Consider the following 20,534-nt stretch of genomic DNA (forward strand, 5'->3'; position numbering starts at 1 on the left):
CGGGCGCTACCGTGAAGGCATGCCAGCTCTCAACGTCGAGTTCAGCGATCGCGAACTTGAGGACCTGCGGCAGATCGCCAAGGAGCGCGGTACGTCCATGAAGGCGCTCGTGCGCGAGGCGGCCGCGGCCGACATAGCCCGCCACCGGGCCCTGCAGGAGGGCGCGGAGGCCTTCCGCCGGTTCTTCGCGACCCACGCCGACGAGTTCGCCGCCGCCTTCCCCGACGACGAACCGCCCACCAAGGGCGAGGGGCGGGCCGCCTGACCGATGGCACCCGTCCTCCATATCGACGTGCCCTGGCTGCTCCAGCGCCACGAAGAGGTCCTGCCGGACCAGCCGACGATCAACGACTTCTCCGCGCTGGTCGCCGCCGTCGCCCGGCACCGGGTCGACCCGCCGCGCCTCGGGGTGAACTCCGACCCGGCCTGGCGGGCGGCCGCGCTGCTGCACACCCTCGCCGTGCTCCGGCCGCTGCCCTCGGCCAACGCCCGCTTCGCCTGCTCGGCCGCCGTGGCGTACATGTTCGTCAGCGGCGTCGGCATCGACCCGCCCTACGGCGCCCTCGTCGACCTCGCCCGCGACCTGATGTCCGGCACGACCGACGTCTACGGCGCGGCGGACCGGCTGCGCTCCTGGCAGATCTGAGCGGAGGGGTCACCGGCCGAGGGCGGTACCCAGTGGACTGCGCCGGAGCGTGCGCCGGGAGCGTGCGCGGCGCACCTGGTGCGGGTGCCCGATTCACACGGGGCGCATGGAAATGTCGAAAACCGGTGCGATCGACGTGCGTCTGTTCCTATTTCTGACTTTCTGTCAAGGATGGGGATGTTGTCCATGCGCCTTGTTGGCCGTGTGGGGGTTGTGCAAGAGTGAAACACGCGTGCGGGGGGAATGGCCGAGTGTCGCACGTGATTTGTTGACCGGGTCCGATTCGCCACCGGCGAATTCGCCCCTCCCGCGCCGCGCCAAAAAAGGTACGCACCAACCGGGCTCCTTTTTCGGCGTCAGGACTTCTGTGTGTCACATGCGCGTGGGAAGGAACCATCTCAGTGCCCACCCCCCACCCCCCTCGTCCCCCGTATCCCCCGCCCGGCGGGGATCCAGGGGAATCCGACGAGAGCCTCGCCGCCCCGCTCAGAGGCAGCCCGGAGGGCGAGGTCGCCGCCCATTCCGTCGCGCTGCTGATGGCGCGGCACTGGCAGCCGGTGCACGACTACGCGGTCATCTGTCTCGCCTCGTCGGCCAAGGTCGCCGCGATGGTCACCGGGACCGCCTTCCACCGGACCCTCAACCGCCTCGCCTTCGGCGAGTCGGGCGTCGCGCTGCGCCCGGCCCTTCTGGTGACCGTGCGCGACACGATCCGGGAGTGGTCGGGCGACGACCGAATATCGGCCGTCCTGCCCGCCTTGCAGAAACCGGCCGGAGGGCGCGGGCTGCGCGCGGCGACGTCCATGACGCCCGAAAATCGCGCCCTCGCGGAGCGGGCATTCCAGGCACTTCCCGCAGCCGCGCGCTGTTTGCTGTGGCACGTCGAGGTCGAGGCCGATCCTTTAAGCGTCCCGGCCGGTCTGCTGGGCATGGATACCGACATCGCGTCGGCCGCACTCGAACAGGCACGGGACACATTCCGTGAAGGTTGTGTACATGCCCATCGGGAACTCGCGCCGACCCAGGATTGCCGGTTCTACAACCGACTGCTCGACGTCCCGATCCGCCGGGGCGGCACCCTGCTGCCGGACGTCCAGGAGCACCTGGCGGAGTGCCGCTACTGCCGGAACGCGGCCGAACAGCTGAGCCATTTCGAGGGGCCGCTGGGCCCGTTGATCGCCGAGGCGGTGCTCGGCTGGGGCGCACGCCGGTACCTCGACTCGCGACCCGGCCGGTCCGCGCACGGCACGCGGGGCGGTCGCGCCGGCCGGCGCGGCGGCGGGCGGCGCGGCGGCGGGGCCCGGGGGGACGGGCGGCACCGCCTGCTGTCCAGGATCCCCATGCCCGCGCGCCGGGTCCCGGACGCGCTGCGGTCCCCCCGGGCGCTGCTCTCCGGCGTCGGCGCGGTGTCGGCCGGGGTGCTGGCCACCGTGCTCATCATCAGCGCCTCGTCGTACGACGGCGGCCAGGCCGACCCGGCCGGCTCCAACAGCGCCGCCGGCTCCGACGGCACCGGGTCCGTGTCACCGCCCGGCACGGCGGGGCTGCCCACGGCACCGGGCGTGACGCGGCTGCGCAACGCCGGCGCCGACCTGTGCCTGGACATCCGGGACCTGCCGAAGGAGGGCTCGGCGACGAAGCTGGCGCCGTGCTCGACGGTGTGGACCCAGCAGTGGACGTACGAGGACGACGGGCTGCTGCGCAGCGTCGCCGACCCCGGGCTGTGCCTGGACTCGCACAAGGACGCGGGCGTGGTGGTCCTCGGCACCTGCGCCGACGAGGACACCGAACGGGCCGACGACGTGCGCTACGACCTCACCGTGCAGGGCGAGTTGCTGCCCCGCTGGGACGTGCGGCTCGCCCTCGCCGCCACGCACGACGACCCGGACGCCGACATCGTCGTCAAGGTCCGCGACCGCTCCGAGGCCCAGCGCTGGCAGCCGGAGCCCCTGCCGACGACGGCCGGCTCGCTGTCGATCGAGGAGCAGGAGGGCCGAAAGGCCCGGCAGGTGACCCTGCCCCACGGCCGGACGGCGTGACCACGGCCCCTGCGGCCCCTGGGGCCTGAGCGGGCTGCGCGGTGTACGCGCCGCGCAGCCCCCCGGGTCAGGCCGGGTCCTCGACGAGGTCGGCCGGACCGACCGTGCCCGGGGTGGCATGGCCGGACAGGGCGAGGGTGAGGTCGAGTTCGGCCAGCAGGCAGCGGATGACGTGCTCGACACCCGACTGCCCGTCGAGCCCGAGGCCGTACACGTACGGGCGGCCGACGAGGACGGCCCGCGCGCCCAGGGCGAGCGCCTTGAAGATGTCGTCGCCGGTGCGGACGCCGCTGTCGAAGAGCACGGTGAGCCGGTCGCCGACGGCCTCCGCCACGCGGGGGAGCGCGTCCGCCGCCGCGACGGAGCCGGCCACCTGCCGTCCGCCGTGGTTGGAGACGACCACGCCGTCCATGCCGGCCTCGGCGGCCAGCCGGGCGTCGTCCGGGTGCAGCACGCCCTTGAGGACGATGGGGCCGTCCCAGTTCTCCCGCAGGAACGCCAGGTCCGGCCAGGTCTTGCCGGGGTCGCCCTGAAGCCCGATGAAGTGCCGCACCGCCGCGGCCAGGTCCTCCTCCACCGGCTTCGCCAGGCCCGCCTTGAAGGCCGGGTCCGTGAAGTAGTTGGCCATCCCCACCCCGTTCAGGAACGGCAGGTACGCCTGGTCGAGGTCGCGCGGCCGCCAAGCGAGCAGGGGTGTGTCCAGCGTGACCACGAGCACGGTGAATCCGGCGGCCCGGGCCCGGTTCAGGAAGCTGCGGGCCACGTCCGGGTCCTTGGGCCAGTAGAGCTGGAACCAGCGTTCGGCCTCGCCCATCACCTCGGCGATCCGCTCCATCGGCGTGCTCGACACGGAGGACAGGATGTACGGCACACCCTGCGCCGCGGCGGCCCGGGCCGCCGCGGGCTCCGCATCCGGATGCATGATCGACAACACCCCGACGGGAGCCAGGGCCAGCGGGGCGGCCAACGGACGGCCGAGGACCTCCACCGAGAGATCCCGCTCGCGCACGTCCCTCAGCATGCGGGGCACGATCCGGCGGCGCTCCAGCGCCGCCCGGTTGGCGCGGGCCGTGCTGCCGTTCCCCGCGCTGCCCGCCACATAGCCGACCGGACCGGCGCCGAGCCGCCGCTCGGTGAGTTCCTCCAGGCGGGTCAGGTCCGTGGGCAGTCGTGGGACGACCCCCGCCATGCCGTTGAGGTAGATCTCGTACTGGTAGTCGGCCCAGTGCTGTGCCATCGGCCGGTCCCGCCTCTCGTCGTCGAGCCTGCGTCGAGCCGACGATACGGCGAGCGGGCCGGTGACCGGCCGTCGGCACGGACCGCGGGTCAGCCTCCCGCGACCGACGAGTGCAGCACACCGGCCAGTTCACGCGGCTGCGAGAACATCGGCCAGTGGCCCGTGGCCATCTCCACCAGCTCCCACCGGTCACTCTTGAGGAGTGCGGCCACCGCCGGCAACGGCTCGTCCCCGTCGAGGAGGCACTTCACGTACGTCGCCGGAAGGTCGGCCAAAGAGCGCTCCGGACGGGCCGGTTCGGTGAGCGTGGCACCCGGATGCGGGGTCGAGTCGGCGACGAACCGGGCGATCTGCTCGTCCGTCAGCCCCTGGCCCGCGCAGTCGTCCGGGCCGAGCGGGGGCCAGAACCCGTCGTGCTCGGCGATCGACCGCCGCACGCCCTCGCTCGGCCAGCCCGACAGGAACGACTCCCCGTACACCGGCACGTTCGCGTCGACGAACACCACGCGCCGCAGCCGGTCACCGATGCGCTCGGCGGCCAGCCCCACCGGTATGCCCGCATAGCTGTGTCCCACGAGGGCGACCTCGCGCGGGCCGAGGCGCTCCACCTCGTCGACGATGTCCCGCACATGCGTCTCCAGCCCGGCCGCCACCCCCTGCTTCTCGGCGAGGCCCGACAGCGTCAGCGCGTGCACGTCGTGCCCGGCGCCGCGCAGCCCGGCCGCCACCTCGTCCCACGCCCACGCCCCGAGCCAGGCACCTGTCACCAGTACGAAGTCGGTCATGCCCGCACGGTAGCCGCCGGCACTGACAACGCCCCCGGACCGGTGACCGGCGGCACGGGCACGTCACTGCTAGCCGTCACCGGCACGTCACTTCACTCCTCGTCGTCCGTGTGCGGCGGGTGGTCCGGGCCGGCGTCCGGGCCCTGCGCCCGTACCCGCTGCACGTGTTCCAGGGAGTCGCGCAACTCCGTGAGCCAGTCGTCCGTGTGCCGCTGGACCAGGCGCACGCACCACGCCAGCGCGTCGCTGCGGCTGCGGGCGACGCCTCCGGCGATCAGGGTGTCGAGGACCTGGCGCTCCGGCTGGCGCAGCCGTGTCATGACGGGCGCGGCCACGTGCGTGAAGAGGGCGCGCCGCCCGCCGCACTCAACCCCCCAGGACACCTTCCGGCGGAACCGGTGCTCGGCCTCCCGGGCCACGGCCATCCGGTCCTCGCGCGTGCGCTCCCGGAACTCCTGCACCCGGCTCTCCAGGGCCGCCTCCCGTTCGGCGGCCGGGGCGTCCTCGGCCAGCCGGGGTGCGGGGATGCGGCCGATCACGGTGATCTCCTCGCGGTCGACCGTGATCTCGGTCAGTTCCTCGAAGAGGTCGTCGGGGAGGCGGCCGGCGAACCAGCCGCGCAGTTGCTCTCGCTGCTCGCTCGTAATCATGTAATGACGATTACTCGACGGGAACATGAACGCAAGCGGTTGCGAAGCAGTCGGCCCAGAGCGGAATCGGAATGTTTCAGGCCGATTAACGAACACTCGGTAATCGGCCAGTCGGCCGCTTCGTGCCCCCGGCGCCCGCGCGGTTACGGGCTTCACGGGCGCCCGTTCCGTAACTTCGCGCCACTGATTCAATACGTAACGTTACTGAAACCAGTGGGGTCGATGTGTGTTTCGGCGGCGGACTCGGCAGACTCGCGCTCGCCGTTCCGGGCACCGACCGAGCACGGGCCGGCACCCCCTGTAATCGAGCGGAAGGATGCACACAATGCGGAACACCGCGCGCTGGGCCATGACCCTCGGCCTGACGGCCACCGCCGTCTGCGGACCCCTGACCGGGGCCGCGCTCGCCACCCCTGGTCCGGCCCCCGCCGCGCTCTACGCCCCGTCGGCTCTCGTCCTCACGGTGGGCCACGGAGAGAGCGCGATCACAGCGACTCCGGAACGCGCGGTCACCCTGACCTGTGCCCCCAGGCCCGCGGGCACCCACCCGGCCGCCGCCGAGGCCTGCGCGGAACTGCGGGGCGTCGGCGGCGACTTCGACGCCCTGACCGCCACGGAGGGCGTGATGTGCACCAAGCAGTACGACCCGGTGGTCGTGACCGTCGACGGCGTCTGGCAGGGGCAGCGGGTCAGCTACGAGCGCGTCTTCTCCAACGACTGCATGAAGAACGCCTACGGCACGGGCGTCTTCTCCTTCTAGGGGCGACCCTCCCGAGGACCGGGATCGCGCTGTTCCCGTGAAGCACGGCGGTTCGTTGCTGGGGAGCCGGGCCGCTGTCACGGGGAGGCCGCGATCTCGTACAAGGGGGCCGGCGGGCGGAGTGGGGCCGCCCGCCGGCTCCCGGGTTTTCAGGCCCCGGCGCTCACGGGACTGTCAGGCCGTGGCTTCTCACGCCCGGTCGCGGTGGCTCGTGTCGCACCACGGGTAGCGGCGGCTGCGGCGGCAGGTGCACAAGGCCACGCGGAAACGGTCGGAGGTGACGACGGAGCCGTCCTCCAGTTCCACCTCCACCGGGCCTTCCAGCAGCAGCGGTCCCTTCCGCTGGACGGTGACGCGGCGCGGGGCCTCGGACGACCGGTCAGACGGGGAGTTCGGCACGGACGACCACCAGCTCTTCCTTGTCCTCGGTGTCGGACAGCAGCCCCCGCTCCCGCAGCCAGCGTTCCCGGCCCCGCAGCACGGGACCGAACGCGATCCGGTGCCGCTGGGTCACCGCGGCCTTCAGGCCGGCGGCCCGCAGGTGCCCGACGGTCAGGTCCGGGCCGCTCAGCGCCGACTGCACCAGCAGCAGCACCCCGCCCGGCCGCAGCAGGCCGGGCGCCTCCCGGCAGATCCGGTCCACGACCAGCCGCCCGTCGTCGCCCGCGTCCCAGGCCCGGGCGGCGCCCCGCGGCGCGCGCCGGCCGTCCGGCGCGGGCACGTACGGCGGATTGGCCAGGACGAGGTCGTACGACTCCCCGCGGACGGGCTCGAACAGGTTCCCGTGCCTGATGCGGATCGGGAGCCCGGCCAGCCGGGCGTTCAGCCGCGCCGCCCACACGGCGCTCCAGGACACGTCCACGGCCGTCACACGGAAGCCGCGGCGCGCCGCCTCCAGGGCCAGGGCGCCGGTCCCCGTGCCCACGTCGAGCACCTCGGCGCCCGGGGGCAGCGGTTCGTCGGACAGGGCACCGGCCAGCAGCTCGGTGTCTTCCTGCGGGGCGTACACACCCGGGAGTACCAGTGGATTCACGGGCGTCGAGTACCCCGCCACTCAGGAGATATAGGTGGTTTCACGGGCAAGCGGTGCATGCAGTGACGAACGGGATACCCGCCAGTCCGCGAGCAGGCGCGCGCCGAAGCGCTCCTCGACGAACTCCGTGGCGTCGATGCCGAAGGCGACGTCCGGGGCGAGGTGGGGCTCCTGCTCCAGCAGACCGCCGATGACGTCGTGGCGCACGACCTGCTCGTGGACCGCGTCGGCCTCCACGTGCTCGTCGTAGAAGTGCTCGGCCGCCGGTCCGGCGCCCGTGCGGCGCATCGCCTCGGCGAGCCGCCGCGACCCCGGGGACGAGGTGATCTCGACCGCCGCGAAGTGGCCGACCAGGGCGCCCCTGAGGGCGCGGTGCAGACCGAAGAGGGACATCATGTTCACCGTGACCAGGGCCTCGGCGGACGCGGCGTCGAGGTAGCGGCCGTACGTGGTGTCCAGGCCGAGGTCCGTCATCAGGTCGGCGAACAGCCGGGCGTGCACGCGGTCGGCGCGGCCGCCGCCCCACTCGTCGAACTCCACCGCCGCCATACCGGCCTTCGCCCTGCCCCACAGCCGGGGCAGCACCCAGGCGTGCGGGTCCGCCTCCTTCAGGTGGTACAGGGAGCGCTGTGCCGCGTACTCGCGCAGGTGCCACAGCTCGCCCTCGTCGCGCAGGAAGTGGCTGACGCCGGTGCCGTCGACCGGCTCGACCAGGAGGTCCGCCAGCGCCTCGTCGACACTGTCGTGGACCGGGGCGTCGGAGCGCAGGGCGGACAGGAAGCGCTGCTCCAGGGCCGCCCGGACGCGCAGCAGGTCGGGGTCCCACTCGCGGTCGGTGGACACGCCAGCGAAGCCGCGGTAGTGCAGCTCGTAGCAGAGGTACAGGGCGAGCTGGAGATCCTCGCCGTACACCTCGGCACGGGCGACCTCCTCCAGGCGGGGCAGCCGGCCCGCGCCCCGCAGGTACGCCTCGACGCCCCTGCTCAGCGGGCCGCGCGGGGTCGGCAGGCGTGGTTCTTCACGGTCGTGCTCCATGGGCCCCGGGTACCCGCGGGGCGCCTGGTCACCCGCCCGCGTGGTACCGGGCCCGCAGGGGTCCTCGCACACGCCGCGGGCCCGGGCGGCCGGCCGGCGCGCCCGGGCCCGCGCCCGGCTCGGTCCCCCCGAGGCTCCCCGGGGCTCTCAGTCCCCCTCGGACTCCTCCTGGGCACGTGTGTTGGGGGTGATGGCCTCACCGGCCTCGCCCCGGTGGCGGCGCTGCTCGGCGGAGTCCTCGGTGCGCTTCTCGGCGTCCTCGATCTCGCGCAGAACCTCCTCGAGCGCCGTCTCGGGCTGCTTGCCGGAGCTGTCGTGGTCCTTGTCGTGGGACACGGGGTCTCCTTCCTGCGTTCGGTACGCGTCACTCAGTGGGAGGCGGTGGCGATGCGCAGCGGGACGGGGTCCGCAGGGGCCGCCTCCTCGTTGCGGCGGATCACCTCCGCCCACCAGGACGGGCCGTCCTCGATGTGGCGCAGCAGCACTCCCTCGCGGATCGCCCAGGGGCAGACGGTGACGGACGTGATGCCGGTCAGCTTCATCGCCGTGTGCCCGACCACCGCGCCGGCCAGGCTCTGCGCGGCCCGCGGCGCGGAGATGCCGGGCAGCCGCGCGCGTTCGGCGGCGGGCAGGGCGGCCAGCCGCACGATCGCCTCGCCCAGGTCCGTGCGGTGCAGCTGCCGTTCAACGAACGGGCCATGGCGTCCGGGGGCGGCCCCGCACAGTCGGCCCAGCTGCTGGAACGTGCGGGAGGTGGCGACCGCGGTGCGCGGGCCCTCCCAGCGGATCCGGGCGGCGACGTCCCGCAGCTGATGGCGCACCCTGCGGCGCAGCGCCCGCACCCGCTCGGGCGACGGCGGGTCCTCGCCCTCGAAGAACTCGTGGGTGAGCCGTCCCGCGCCCAGCGGCAGCGACGCCACGAAGTCGGGCAGCCGGCCGCGCCCGAAGGCCACCTCCAGCGAGCCGCCGCCGATGTCCAGCAGGGCCAGCGGCCCGGAGCGCCATCCCATCCAGCGGCGGGCCCCGAGAAATGTCAGCTCGGCCTCGACCTCGCCCGGCAGGGTGCACAGGTCGACGCCCGTACGGGCCCGGACGGTGTGCAGCACCTCGTGCCGGTTCGGCGCGTTCCGTACCACGGCGGTCGCGAAGGCGAGCGGGCCCGCGGCGCCCCACCGGGTGGCGGTCCTGCTCGCCTCGGTGACGGCGTCGACGAGTTGCCCGACGGCCTGCTCCGGGATGGGTCCCCCCGGTGTGACCTGCTCGGACAGCCTGAGCCGCCACTTGGAGGTGTGCACCGGGAGCGGCACCCCGCCCTCCGCGTCCGCGACCACAAGTCTGACCGTGTTCGATCCCACGTCCACCACGCTGATTCGCATGCGCGGTGGGTACCCATTTCCGCGGCAGACCAACGGGTCGGTCCGCCGGGGAGGGCGAAGACGCGCCACCCGTCACGCCATCTGGCGGCGCACCAACTCGTGCAGCCGGCCGTTCGTGTCGGCGAGGAGCTGCGCGGGCGGGCCCTGCTGGATGACCTTGCCGTCCTCCATCACCACGACCCGGTCCGCGTCCATCACCGTCGACAGCCGGTGGGCGATGACGACCCGGGTCGCGTTGAGGGCCTTGGTGCTCTCGATGACCGTGCGCTGCGTCTCGTTGTCGAGGGCGCTGGTCGCCTCGTCGAAGAAGAGGATCCGCGGCCGGCGGATCAGCGCCTGGGCGATCATCAGCCGCTGCCGCTGGCCGCCGGAGACGGCCCCGCTGCCGGAGACGATGGTGTGCAGGCCCATCGGCATCCGCTTGATGTCCTCGGCGAGCCCGGCCATCTCGGCCGCCGCCATCGCCTCCTCCGGCGTGTACGGCTCGGTGCCGCAGATGACGTCCAGGATCGAACCGGTGAACGGCTGCGCGTGCTGGAGCACCACACCGCACTGGCGGCGCACCGCCGACTGGTCGAGGGCGGCCAGGTCCTGACCGTCGTACAGCACACTCCCCGACACCGGCCGGTCGAAGCCGATCAGCAGGCGCAGCAGCGTCGACTTGCCGCAGCCGCTCGGGCCGACGATCGCGACGAACTCGCCCGGCCGCACCTCGAAGGACACGTCGTCCAGGACCAGCGGCCCGTCGTCCGCGTACCGGAAGGACACCCGCCGCGCCTCGATCGCGCCGGTCAGCGGACCCGGCCGGGTGCTCGCCGTGCGCACCTCCGGCGTGGCGTCCAGCACCGGCTTGATCTCCTCGAACAGCGGCAGCGCGGCCACCGCCGAGACGAACGCGCCGGTCAGCTGGGTGACGGAGGTCAGCACCATCGTCACCGAGGTGTTGAACGTGAGGAACGCCGCCGCGGACATCGAGCCCCGGGCCGGTCCCGCCAGCAGCATGAACATCAGCAGGGTGCACAGCGGCAGGTACACCGCGCCCAGCACCGTCGTGAGGTTCTTGATGCGGCCGGCCTTCTGCTGGAGCTCCCGGCTGCGCGCGAACTCCGACGCCCACGCCGCGTACGCGTAGTTCTCGGCGGCCGCCACCCGCAGCTTCGGCAGGCCCCGCAGCGTCTGGAACGCCTGGTTGTTCAGCTTGTTGGAGAGCACCACGAGACGCCGCTGCCAGCGCACCTGCCACAGCCCGAGCCCCAGGAACACGGCCGCGATGACGACGAGCATCCCGATCGCGGCCATCGCCATCGGCACGCTGAACCAGAACAACAGGCCCAGGTTCATCGCCCCGACCGTCACCGACTGGGCGACCGTCGGCCCGACGCCCGCCAGCAGCCGGCGGATCGAGCTGATGCCCATGGCCGCGCTGGCCAGTTCGCCCGTGGAGCGCTCGGTGAAGAACTTCGTCGGCAGCCTCAGCAGCCGGTCCCACACCGCCGGCTGGAGCGTGGCCTCGATCCGGCCCTCGATCCGCAGGATGGTGAGGTTCTGCAACAGCATGAAGGCCGCCGCCACCACGCTGCTCAGCATCACCGCGAGGCACACCTGGACGATCAGGTCCGTCTGCGCCTTCGGCACGAACTCGCCCAGCACCTTGCCCGTCGCGACGGGCACCAGCGCGCCGATCGCCACCGTGACCAGACCGCTGAGCAGCAGCGCCGTGAGGTCGCCGCGCATGCCCCGCATGCAGAACCGCAGCAGCCGCAGCGGACTGAGTCCCCGTTCGGGCAGCGGGCGGTAGAACATCACCGCGCGCGGCTCGAACTCGTCGGCGTTGGCCTTCTCGATCGGCGTCTCGCGCCCGGTCGACGGATGCACGGCGACGTAGCCGCCGCGCCGCCACAGCAGTGCCACCGGCGCGCCGGACAGGGCTCGCTGGCCGACCAGCGGCCCGACGTTGTCCCGCCACCAGCGGCCGTCCAGCCGTACCGCCCGGGTGCGGACCCGGGAGGCCAGCGCGATCTGCTCGACCGGGTCGAGGCGGTCGCCGCCGGTGCCCTTCTGCGTCGGCTCGGTGAGACTGATCCCGGCCGCCTGCCCGACCAGCTTGCAGGCCGCGTAGGTGGCGTCGGCGTCGGCCGCGGTGGTCCGCTTGGACGACCGCTTGCCGATGGAGGCGAGCAGTGTCTGGTCGGCCTGGGCGCGCACCGCCTCACCGGCCTTGATGCCCTCGGCCGTACGCGTCTCGTGGGTGCGCTCCAGCTGCTCGATCCAGCGGTCCAGCGTGGTCAGCAGCCGGTACTGCTGGTCGACCATGGACTGCCACAGCGCCGGGTCCATCAGCAGGTCGGCCGCGGCTTCGGCGCCGTAGAGCGAGCCGTACTGGACGCTGCCCGGCGGCACCTGCATCCAGAACACGTCGTCGTCGGTGGGCGCGGCGGCACGCTCGGTGGCCATCGGCGCCTGGAAGAGGATGGACAGGCTGCGGCCGACCCCGAGTGCGAGCGCGTACTCCAGCGGGCTCGTCGTCGGCGGCACGTACTGCGGGTTGCCGTACTCGTCGTAGGACCAGGTCGCGGTGTTGGCGGGCTGGTACAGCTCGCGGAGGCCGATGCGGTGCACCACGCAGTCCCGCAGCGGTCGGGCCACCAGGGTGTGCTGCGGTCCCGGCACCGGGCCGAGCACCAGCGAGCCCGCCTCGAGACGGCCCAGGTGGTGCCAGTGGCCCTGCTGGCCGGCGTCGACCGCGAACAGGTCGACGGCGCCGGACGCCACGAGCCACAGCACCTGCGGGCCTTCGAGGTCCAGGCGGTTGAACCCGGCGCAGTCGATGCGCGAGCCCAGCTGCCCGAAGGCGCCCAGCACCAGGTCCCCGTCGTGTCCTTCGTGGACGGTCGTCATGTCACCGTTCCCTGACCAGTGCCGCGTAGGCGCCGCCGCGCGCCACCAGGTCCTCGTGCCGCCCGCGCTCCACGACCGTGCCGTGCTGCAGGACGACGATCTCGTCGCTGTCGCGCACCGTGCTGAGCCGGTGGGCGATCACCACGCAGGCGCAGCCGCGCCGGCGCAGGTTGTCCATCACGACCAGCTCGGTCTCCGCGTCCAGCGCGCTCGTCACCTCGTCGAGCACCAGGATGCTGGGGCGGCGCACCAGCGCCCGCGCGATCTCCAGGCGCTGGCGCTGCCCGCCGGAGAAGTTGCGGCCGTCCTGCTCGACCTTGCTGTGGATGCCGCCCGGGCGGCGCATGATCACGTCGTACAGCGCCGCGTCCCGCAGCGCGTCCTCCACCGCCTCGTCCGGGATCGACGGGTCCCACAGCGCCACGTTGTCGCGGACCGTGCCCTCGAAGAGGAACACGTCCTGGTCGACGAAGGAGACCGAGGCGGCGAGCGCCCCGCGCGGGATGTCCTCGATGCGCTGCCCGTCGATGCGGATCACGCCCTCCCACGGCGCGTACAGGCCGGAGATCATCCGGGACACCGTGGACTTGCCGGAGCCCGAGCCGCCGACCAGCGCCACCTGCTGCCCGGGGCCGACGGTCAGGTCGAAGCCGGTGAGCAGCGGCTTGTCGAGCGGGCTGTAGCCGAAGGTGATGTTCTCCAGCTCGACATGGCCCTGGAGGCGGCGCGTCGACTCGCCGGCGCCGGGGCGGCCGTAGAGCGGGTCGGCCTTGAAGTTCTCCACGTCCTTCAGCCGGGCCACATCGGCGGCGAAGTCCTGGATGCGGCCCGCGACGCCGTTCAGCCGGGTCAGCGGGGCGGTGAACCGGGTGACCAGGGCCTGGAAGGCGACCAGCAGGCCGACCGAGATGTGCCCCTCGACCGCCCGCATGCCGCCGATCCAGAGGATCAGCGCGCTGTTGAGGGTGGCGAGCGTCGGCGCGACCACGCCGAGCCAGGCGCTCGGCACCCCGAGCCGCTGCTGCTCCTCCAGGGTGGTGGCGTGCTGCCCGGCCCACTTGCGGAAGTAGCCGTCCTCGCCGCCGGTCGCCTTCATCGTCTCGATGAGCTGCAGGCCCGTGTAGGCGGTGTTGGTGAGCCGGGCCGTGTCGGCGCGCAGCTTCGCCGTGCGGGTGGCGCGCAGCCGTACGACGACCCGCATGGCGACGATGTTCAGCAGGGCCACGCCGATGCCGACGAACGTCAGCTGCGGGTCGTAGGTGTAGAGCAGCACCGCGTACAGCACGACCACGATCGCGTCCACGCCCGCCGCCGCGAGATCGCGGGAGAGGGTCTCGGCGACCGCGTCGTTGGACTGGAGCCGCTGGACGAGGTCGGCCGGGCTGCGCTGGGAGAAGAACGTCACCGGCAGCCGCAGCAGATGCCGCAGGAAGCGGGCGCTGGACAGGGTGGAGGAGATGATGCGGCCGCGCAGCAGGTTCGCCTGCTGGAGCCAGGTCAGCACGACGGTGAGCAGCACGCACGCCGCCATCGACGCGAACAGCACCCCGAGCAGCGAGGTCTTGTTCCCGATCAGGAACTCGTCGATGTAGGTGCGGCTGAGCGCGGGCACCGCCGCGCCGACCGCCACCAGCAGCAGGCTCGCCAGCACGGCGGCGGGCATGGTGCCCGCGGTACCGCGCAGCCGGGCGGGCATCGCGCCCAGGACGCCGGGCTTGCGCCCGCCCCGGGTGAAGTCCTCGCCGGGCTCCATGACGAGCACGACACCGGTGAAGCTGCCGTCGAAGTCCTCCATGGGGACGAACCGGCGGCCCTTGCCGGGGTCGTTGATGTAGACGCCCCGGCGGCCGAAGCGGCGGCCCATGCCGTCGTAGACGACGTAGTGGTTGAACTCCCAGAACAGGATGGCCGGCGACTTCACCTCGGCGAGGGCGGCCAGGTCCATCTGCATGCCCTTGGCGGTCAGGCCGTAACTGCGGGCCGCCTTCAGCAGGTTGCTGGCGCGCGAGCCGTCCCGGGAGACGCCGCAGGCGATGCGCAGCTCCTCCAGCGGGACGTGCTTGCCGTAGTGGCCGAGCACCATCGCGAGCGACGCGGCACCGCACTCCACGGCCTCCATCTGGAGCACGGTGGGGGTACGGACCGTCTTGGCCTTGGCCTTGGGCACCTTGCGCTTGGGCGGGGCGGCGCGGCGCCTGCCCCGGTTCTCCTGAGCGGTCGCGCTCATGGCAGCAGCCAGTCGACGGGATGCTGGTCGGCCAGCCGGATCGACCCCGTGGCCAGCGTCATGGAGGTCAGCTTGTACGGCGGCCCGTCCGCGGACGACCACGCGTAACCGCTCTTCGTGGCGGACGACCTGTCCAGCCGGACCGTGACGGCCACCGGCCTGCCCTTCTTCGTGAACTGCTCGCCCAGCTGGCTGTCCCCGAGGAACGCGGAGATCTGCTGCGGGGACTGCGCCGAGCGGTCCACCGACTTCACATGGCCGCGCAGCACGCCGTACTCCTGGGTCGGCACCGACTGCACGGTCAGGTCCACGGTGGCGTCGTCGGGGATCGAGGCGGCGTTCTCGGCGGGGACGTACACGGTCGCGTACAGCGGGTCCTGGGCGCGGGCGACCTTCTCGACGGCGGCGACGTCCGCGCCGGTCTGGATGATCTGCCCCACGGACGCGGCGAGTGCGGAGACGCGGCCCGCGTCGAGCGTGCGGACGACCGTCTCGCCCTTGGCCGTACGGACCTTGAGCACGGGGGAGCCGGCGGGCACCCGCTGGCCCTGCTTCGCGAGCACCGCGGTGACCTGGCCCGCGACGGGGCTCTGGAGGACGTAACTGCCCTGCCCGTGCGTGAGGATGGCGGGCGCGCTGACGGTGGAGGTCACCGAGCCGGTCACCGCCCACACCGAGGCGGCGGCCATCGCGACCACCGTCACCGAGAGCACGAGCCAGCCCTGCGGGCGGGCGAAACGCACCGGGAGGTCGAGTTCCTCCGGTGACTGCAGCTTGGCGAGGGCCTGTTGGCGGAACTGCAAGGAACTTCCCTCACCCGTAGAAGAGGTTTTCACGGCCGCGACAGACGTTGTCACGGCACCCGAAGATCCCGGAACCGCCGGCTGCGGCTCCGGGAGTCAACGGCACTGGGGCTCGATCAGAGACCGGAGACCAGGTTGGTGACCGGGGCCGTGTTCAGGCCGGTGACGCCCTCGACGGTGCCGACAGCGGTGTTCACCAGGCCGGAGACCGGGGCGATGCTGTCGACCGTGTCGGTGACGGTGTTCACGGCGTTCACGGACAGGCCGCCGGAAACGGCGTCGAGCTCGGCGTCGGCGATCTCGACGGTCTCAACCTGGGGGGTGGAGTTCATGGTGGAACTTCCCTTCGTATGGATATCTCACAAGGGGGGAGCGGCCCCCTCTGGGGACAGATGACGGCCGCGACCGCGAGCGCCGGACATCCGTTTCCGAGTGCCCTTCGCGGCCCCCGCGGTGCGATGGATCAAAGCACGCTGCGGGCGCGGGCTTCCAATCAACCACCGGTCTCACCAGGGAACTTGCGTCGCAGGAGCCCCTTTCCGTGCAGGTCCGTGCACGCCTTGGTGGCGAGTTCTTCACATGCGGCACGGCATCGGCTCATCCGATCCCTTGCCTCTCGGAGCGGCGAATCCGGCACTCCCGCCCCAAAGGCGTGACTGCGCCGGCCGCCCTGTGGACAACCCTCGACTTGGTGACCGGGTTGAGCATTCGATGTGCAGATTCGCTGAAGTCGGGATTCAACTCGACGATCGCAACAGATCGTTCCCGGACGGATACGGATCGTGTCTGTTCGGCGGATCGGACTGGCGCCCGCTGCTGAAACGCCGTCATCCGGCCATTGGGGCGCCGCGCGCGATCCGCTCCCCTCCTCCGGAGCGGCCCGCCGTGACCAGGGCGGTCGCGGAGCGGGCGGTCGGCGCGCGGGCGACGGGAGTTGGCTGGTTCCGCGATGCGAAGGGATCACTTGCAAACGGAATTGAACGCCCCACTCGGCCCGTGCGTACCAACAGCCATCCAGGCGCCCCCCGAAGCTGCCGGACGGCGGCACACACTCCGTCCCTCAGGAGGAGAGAAGTTTGAGTCACAAGCGAATTCCGAAGCGTAAGGCCGCGATAGCGGCGGGCAGCGTGGTGGCGCTCGGCGCGGCCGCGATCCTGCTCCCCAACGCCAACGCGTCGCAGGACGGTTCGTCCGACGACGCCGTGGCCGCGCCGAAGACCCTGAAGGCGGGCGACGCCTCGGATCTCGCCTCGCAGCTCTCCGGGCTCCTCGGTGAGGCGTTCGGCGGCTCCTACTACGACGGCGACAGCCAGCAGCTCGTCGTGAACGTCGTACCCGGCGACAACAACAACGTGATCGTGCAGGCCAAGGCGGCCGGCGCGAAGGTGCGCGAGGTCGAGAACAGCTGGTCGGAGCTCCAGGAGGGGGCGTCGACCCTGAAGTCCGAGGCGACCATCGCGGGCACGTCGTGGTCGATCGACCCGCGCACCAACAAGCTCCTGGTGACCGCCGACAGCACCGTGACCGGTGCCAAGTGGGACAGACTGGAGAGCACCGTGCGGAGCCTCGGCTCCGACATGGCCACCATCAAGAAGTCGTCGGGCACCTTCAAACCGTTCGTCTCGGGCGGTGACGCCATCTTCGCGGGCGGCTCGCGCTGCTCCCTCGGCTTCAACGTCACCGCGGGCGACGGATCCCCGGCGTTCCTGACGGCCGGTCACTGCACGCTCGGCGGCAACGAGTGGTCCGACACGCAGGGCGGCCAGCCGATCGCCACCGTCGACCAGTCGACCTTCCCCGGCGACGGCGACTTCGCGCTCGTGAAGTACGACGACCCGGCGACCGAGGCGCCCAGCGAGGTCAACACCGGCGACCAGACCGTCCAGATCACCGAGGCCGCGGAGGCGACCGTCGGCCAGGAGGTCTTCCGGATGGGCAGCACCACCGGGCTCGCCGACGGCCAGGTACTCGGCCTCGACGCCACGGTGAACTACCCCGAGGGCACGGTCACCGGTCTCATCCAGACCAACGTGTGCGCCGAGCCCGGCGACAGCGGCGGTTCGCTGTTCACCCAGGACGGTCTCGCCATCGGCCTGACCTCCGGCGGCAGCGGTGACTGCACGGTCGGCGGCGAGACGTTCTTCCAGCCGGTCACCACCGCCCTTGCGGCGGTCGGCGCGACCCTCGGCGGCGGTGCCGCGGGCGGCGGCGCCGGTGCGGGCGAGGAAGCGGGCGCGGGCGAGGAAGCGGGCGCCGGTGCTGGTGAAGAGGCGGGTGCCGGTCAGGAGGCCGGGGCCGGTGCGGGCGAGGAAGCCGGGGCCGGTGCTGGTGAAGAGGCGGGTGCCGGTCAGGAAGCCGGTGCCGGTGCCGGTGAGCAGGCCGGAGGCGAGGAAGCGGGCGCCGGAGCCGGTGCGGGTGCCGGCCACGACGCGGGCCAGGGCGTCGGGGACGAGTCGGGCCTGACCGAGTCCCGCTGACCTGAGACGGCCGGCCTGAGACGGTCGGCTGGCCTGAGACGGTCGGGCCGGCCTGAACCGTCGGCTGACCCGAGACCGTCGGTCGGCCTGAACCGTCGGTCGGCCTGAACCGTCGGTCGGCCTGAACCGTCGGCCGACCCGAGACCGTCGGCCGACCCGAGACCGTCGGCAGCCGGTCCGACGCCGCCGGCCCGGCCCCGCCCCTTCCTGGCGGGACCGGGCCGGCCCACCGGCGTTCCAGCCACCGTCCGGCTTCGGACGCGGTTCCGGCCGGCGGTGGACCGGGCCGGCCCTCCGGCGGGAGGGCCGGCCCGTCCGTGTGTTACCGGGTGTCGGCAGGCCGATCAGGCCCGGCGCGGCGTACGTCGTGGTCCGGGCCGGCCCTACCCGAGGGCCCTGAGCAGCAGCAGGGCGATGTCGTCGAGGCGTTCCTCGCCGTCCGTGTGGAGCCGCCGGTGCCGTACGAGGCTGTCGGCCAGCTCGTCCAGCGGCCGGTCCCCGGCATCCGTCAGGCGCCGGCCCAGATCCGCCAGGGCCTCCTCGAAGTCCGTGCCGGGGGACTCCACCAGCCCGTCGGTGTACAGGACGAGCAGGGAGCCGGGCGGCAGGGCGACCTCCGTCGTCGGGTACACCGCCGAGGCGTCGATGCCCAGCAGCGGGCCCCCGGCCAGGTCGAGGACGCGCACCCGCCCGTCCGGCCGTCTCAGCAGCGGCGGCGGATGACCGGCCCGGGACATCACGGCCCGGCCGTGCGCCGGGTCGAGCCGCAGGTACAGGCAGCTGGCGAACAGCTCGGACCCCAGGTCGAGCAGCAGCCGGTTGGTGCTGCGCATGACCTCCTCGGGCGCCTGGCCCACGGCCGTGTACGCCCGGACCGCGGTGCGGACCTGCCCCATCAGCCCGGCCGCCGTGACGTTGTGGCCCTGCACGTCCCCGATCACCGCGGCCGCCATGCCCTGGGTGCGCACCAGGTCGTAGAAGTCGCCGCCGATGTCCATCCCCTGCGTGGCCGGCACATAGCGGGCGGCCGCCTCGATGCCGGGCAGCGACGGCAGGGAGTGCGGCAGCAGGGCCTCCTGGAGGCCGTGCGCCAGCCGGTGCTTGGCGTCGTAGAGCAGTGCCCGCTCCAGCGCCTGGGCGATGAGCCCGGCCAGGCTGGTCATCACCGCCCGCTCCTCCGTCGGGAACGGGTGCGGCTCGGCGTAGGACAGCACGCACGTCCCCACCGGCCGCCCCTGGGCGATCAGCGGCAGATACGCCCAGGCCGCGAACCCGTCGGGCGTCATGAGCCGCGCCGGGTACAGGCGTTCCAGCTGCTCCTGCGTCTCGAAGAACGCGGGCACGCCCGTCTTCAGCACCTGCGTGCCGGGCGTCGGCTCGGTCAGCGGCATCCCGTCGAACCGCTCCACCACGTGGGCGTCCGGGTACCCGCGATGCCCGAGCACGCGCAGCCGGTTCGCCCGGGAGCCCAGCACGACCAGGGCCTGGCTGCCCACGGCCGGGGCGATCTCGTCCGCGACCAGCTGCACCACGTCCTGCACGCCCACCGCCTCGGTCAGCGCGCTGGCCAGGTCCAGCACCTGCGACATGGTGACCAGCCGGGACGGCTTCCCGTCGGGCGGCGGTGCGGCCCGGTTCATCTCCGACACGGCCCGCGACCTGGTGATGCGCACGCTCAGGCCCGTCGTGCTCGGATACAGCCGGAACGACAGCCACTCGCCGGGCGGGCGCAGCGCCACGAACGAGGTGGTGTGCTGGCTCATCAGCGCCGCCCGGTAACGGTCCTCGTAGACGGGGTCGTTGAGCCACGGCACCGACGCCCACAGCTGCGTGCCGAGCAGCCGGCTGACCGGGACGTTCAGCAGCTCGGCCGCCGCGGCGTTGACGAAGCCGACCCGCCCGTGCAGGTCGAGAGAGACCAGCCCGTAGGGCAGCCGGCTCACCATCCGGGCCGCCTCGACCGTGCCGAGCGTGCCGGCCATGCCGCCCACCAGGGGAGAGGCGACCAGATCGGTCTCGGGGTGCGGCGGGATGCTGTGCTCGGCCGCCCGCTGCAACCGGACCGCGAGCCGGCCGCAGGCCGCGGTCAGATGCTTGCGCTCGTGGTCGGACAGCTCCGGCGGATGGGAGCCCGGCCAGGTGACGAAGACCGCGCCGTACACGGTGGACTCGGTGGCCACCGGCACCGCGGCGAGGGCGAACGGATAGGGCAGCACCACGGCGATCCGCGGATAGCGGCGGGCCATCTCCTCCTCGCCGCCGACCCAGACCAGCCGCCGTTCGCGCGCCGCGTCGGCGACCGGGATCGGCGCGCTCAGCCCGACCCGCTCCCAGGGCGCCGCGAACGCCCGCGGCAGCCCCGCCATCACCGCCATCTCCAGCACCGGCTGGTCCGGCGACAGCAGATAGACCGCGCCGGAGTGGGCGTGCACCTCGTCCATCATCGAGGCCAGCGCCAGGGAGAGCAGCGGACGGCCGACCGGCGACCTGGCGGCTGCCGGCGCCTGCGCGGACGACTGCCCGTCGGACACGCCGACCACCTCCTCGCACGGCCGCGCGACCGGGCCC

General features: G+C 72.8%; 18 protein-coding genes. 5 read left to right on the plus strand and 13 right to left on the minus strand.

Translation table 11 applies throughout. From position 1 onward, the window contains the following. The first annotated feature begins 19 nt into the window (after positions 1-19). From ABZ386_RS20645 to ABZ386_RS20655, 3 genes are all read left to right on the plus strand, one after another. The gene (locus tag ABZ386_RS20645; protein WP_094056765.1) at positions 20-265 is read left to right on the plus strand and encodes a hypothetical protein; all 246 of its coding nucleotides are present in this window, start codon (positions 20-22) and stop codon (positions 263-265) included. 3 nt (positions 266-268) lie between these two features. Then, the gene (locus ABZ386_RS20650) at positions 269-646 is read left to right on the plus strand and encodes a toxin Doc (RefSeq protein ID WP_114257024.1); all 378 of its coding nucleotides are present in this window, start codon (positions 269-271) and stop codon (positions 644-646) included. 401 nt (positions 647-1,047) lie between these two features. After that, on the plus strand, positions 1,048-2,685 hold the full coding sequence (locus tag ABZ386_RS20655; protein WP_351335607.1) for an RICIN domain-containing protein: 1,638 nt from the start codon (positions 1,048-1,050) through the stop codon (positions 2,683-2,685). A gap of 67 nt (positions 2,686-2,752) precedes the next feature. Here ABZ386_RS20655 and ABZ386_RS20660 read toward each other — a convergent pair whose 3' ends face one another. The 3 genes from ABZ386_RS20660 to ABZ386_RS20670 all read right to left on the minus strand — a co-directional run bounded on the left by ABZ386_RS20660 (position 2,753) and on the right by ABZ386_RS20670 (position 5,357). Then, the gene (locus ABZ386_RS20660) at positions 2,753-3,922 is read right to left on the minus strand and encodes a lactate 2-monooxygenase (protein ID WP_351335604.1); all 1,170 of its coding nucleotides are present in this window, start codon (positions 3,920-3,922) and stop codon (positions 2,753-2,755) included. 89 nt (positions 3,923-4,011) lie between these two features. Next, positions 4,012-4,707 (minus strand): alpha/beta fold hydrolase, encoded by a 696-nt coding sequence (locus ABZ386_RS20665; RefSeq protein WP_358965482.1) that lies wholly within the window; start codon positions 4,705-4,707, stop codon positions 4,012-4,014. A 92-nt stretch (positions 4,708-4,799) separates the two neighbouring features. Then, a complete protein-coding gene (locus tag ABZ386_RS20670; protein WP_351335600.1) occupies positions 4,800-5,357 on the minus strand; it encodes a hypothetical protein in 558 nt (185 codons plus the stop codon). 325 nt (positions 5,358-5,682) lie between these two features. Between ABZ386_RS20670 and ABZ386_RS20675 the strand changes: the two genes are divergently transcribed. Continuing rightward, positions 5,683-6,117: a protease inhibitor gene (locus ABZ386_RS20675; RefSeq protein ID WP_356617008.1), complete on the plus strand. Its 435-nt coding sequence runs from the start codon at positions 5,683-5,685 to the stop codon at positions 6,115-6,117. Positions 6,118-6,306: 189 nt separating this feature from the next. Here the strand turns inward: ABZ386_RS20675 and ABZ386_RS20680 are convergent, their stop codons facing one another. From ABZ386_RS20680 to ABZ386_RS20720, 9 genes are all read right to left on the minus strand, one after another. After that, positions 6,307-6,516, minus strand: coding sequence for a CDGSH iron-sulfur domain-containing protein (locus tag ABZ386_RS20680; protein ID WP_351335595.1), 210 nt, complete (start codon positions 6,514-6,516; stop codon positions 6,307-6,309). Continuing rightward, positions 6,497-7,150, minus strand: coding sequence for a HemK2/MTQ2 family protein methyltransferase (locus ABZ386_RS20685; protein WP_351335593.1), 654 nt, complete (start codon positions 7,148-7,150; stop codon positions 6,497-6,499). Before ABZ386_RS20685 ends, ABZ386_RS20680 begins: the two co-directional genes overlap by 20 nt. Positions 7,151-7,171: 21 nt before the next feature. Then, positions 7,172-8,185 (minus strand): iron-containing redox enzyme family protein, encoded by a 1,014-nt coding sequence (locus tag ABZ386_RS20690; protein ID WP_358965484.1) that lies wholly within the window; start codon positions 8,183-8,185, stop codon positions 7,172-7,174. A gap of 147 nt (positions 8,186-8,332) precedes the next feature. Beyond that, positions 8,333-8,521, minus strand: coding sequence for a hypothetical protein (locus ABZ386_RS20695; RefSeq protein WP_351335588.1), 189 nt, complete (start codon positions 8,519-8,521; stop codon positions 8,333-8,335). Between the two features lie 32 nt (positions 8,522-8,553). Continuing rightward, positions 8,554-9,561 carry a Ppx/GppA family phosphatase gene (locus tag ABZ386_RS20700; RefSeq protein WP_351335586.1) on the minus strand — a complete coding sequence of 336 codons (1,008 nt, stop codon included), beginning with the start codon at positions 9,559-9,561 and terminating at the stop codon, positions 8,554-8,556. Positions 9,562-9,633: 72 nt separating this feature from the next. Continuing rightward, positions 9,634-12,459 (minus strand): NHLP bacteriocin export ABC transporter permease/ATPase subunit, encoded by a 2,826-nt coding sequence (locus ABZ386_RS20705; protein ID WP_351335583.1) that lies wholly within the window; start codon positions 12,457-12,459, stop codon positions 9,634-9,636. Position 12,460: 1 nt separating this feature from the next. Next, on the minus strand, positions 12,461-14,686 hold the full coding sequence (locus tag ABZ386_RS20710; protein ID WP_351335581.1) for an NHLP family bacteriocin export ABC transporter peptidase/permease/ATPase subunit: 2,226 nt from the start codon (positions 14,684-14,686) through the stop codon (positions 12,461-12,463). Continuing rightward, positions 14,683-15,489, minus strand: a complete 807-nt coding sequence (locus ABZ386_RS20715) for an HlyD family efflux transporter periplasmic adaptor subunit (protein ID WP_358965486.1) — start codon at positions 15,487-15,489, stop codon at positions 14,683-14,685. The genes ABZ386_RS20710 and ABZ386_RS20715 overlap by 4 nt, the downstream gene beginning before the upstream one ends. A 116-nt stretch (positions 15,490-15,605) precedes the next feature. Continuing rightward, the gene (locus tag ABZ386_RS20720) at positions 15,606-15,821 is read right to left on the minus strand and encodes a hypothetical protein (protein ID WP_010040515.1); all 216 of its coding nucleotides are present in this window, start codon (positions 15,819-15,821) and stop codon (positions 15,606-15,608) included. 744 nt (positions 15,822-16,565) lie between these two features. Between ABZ386_RS20720 and ABZ386_RS20725 the strand changes: the two genes are divergently transcribed. Further along, the gene (locus ABZ386_RS20725) at positions 16,566-17,966 is read left to right on the plus strand and encodes a S1 family peptidase (protein WP_358965487.1); all 1,401 of its coding nucleotides are present in this window, start codon (positions 16,566-16,568) and stop codon (positions 17,964-17,966) included. A gap of 383 nt (positions 17,967-18,349) precedes the next feature. Here ABZ386_RS20725 and ABZ386_RS20730 read toward each other — a convergent pair whose 3' ends face one another. After that, positions 18,350-20,506 (minus strand): SpoIIE family protein phosphatase, encoded by a 2,157-nt coding sequence (locus ABZ386_RS20730; RefSeq protein WP_355727575.1) that lies wholly within the window; start codon positions 20,504-20,506, stop codon positions 18,350-18,352. Between the last annotated feature and the right edge of the window lie 28 nt (positions 20,507-20,534).

The organism is Streptomyces sp. NPDC006140, assembly GCF_040628815.1.
Classification (GTDB): domain Bacteria; phylum Actinomycetota; class Actinomycetes; order Streptomycetales; family Streptomycetaceae; genus Streptomyces.

Coding starts and splice junctions, on each gene's coding strand:
- ABZ386_RS20645 (WP_094056765.1), top strand. CDS start 20: ATGCCAGCTCTCAACGTCGAGTTCAGCGATCGCGAACTTGAGGACCTG.
- ABZ386_RS20675 (WP_356617008.1), top strand. CDS start 5,683: ATGCGGAACACCGCGCGCTGGGCCATGACCCTCGGCCTGACGGCCACC.
- ABZ386_RS20665 (WP_358965482.1), bottom strand. CDS start 4,707: ATGACCGACTTCGTACTGGTGACAGGTGCCTGGCTCGGGGCGTGGGCG.
- ABZ386_RS20650 (WP_114257024.1), top strand. CDS start 269: ATGGCACCCGTCCTCCATATCGACGTGCCCTGGCTGCTCCAGCGCCAC.
- ABZ386_RS20700 (WP_351335586.1), bottom strand. CDS start 9,561: ATGCGAATCAGCGTGGTGGACGTGGGATCGAACACGGTCAGACTTGTG.
- ABZ386_RS20690 (WP_358965484.1), bottom strand. CDS start 8,185: ATGGAGCACGACCGTGAAGAACCACGCCTGCCGACCCCGCGCGGCCCG.
- ABZ386_RS20670 (WP_351335600.1), bottom strand. CDS start 5,357: ATGATTACGAGCGAGCAGCGAGAGCAACTGCGCGGCTGGTTCGCCGGC.
- ABZ386_RS20720 (WP_010040515.1), bottom strand. CDS start 15,821: ATGAACTCCACCCCCCAGGTTGAGACCGTCGAGATCGCCGACGCCGAG.
- ABZ386_RS20710 (WP_351335581.1), bottom strand. CDS start 14,686: ATGAGCGCGACCGCTCAGGAGAACCGGGGCAGGCGCCGCGCCGCCCCG.
- ABZ386_RS20660 (WP_351335604.1), bottom strand. CDS start 3,922: ATGGCACAGCACTGGGCCGACTACCAGTACGAGATCTACCTCAACGGC.
- ABZ386_RS20705 (WP_351335583.1), bottom strand. CDS start 12,459: ATGACGACCGTCCACGAAGGACACGACGGGGACCTGGTGCTGGGCGCC.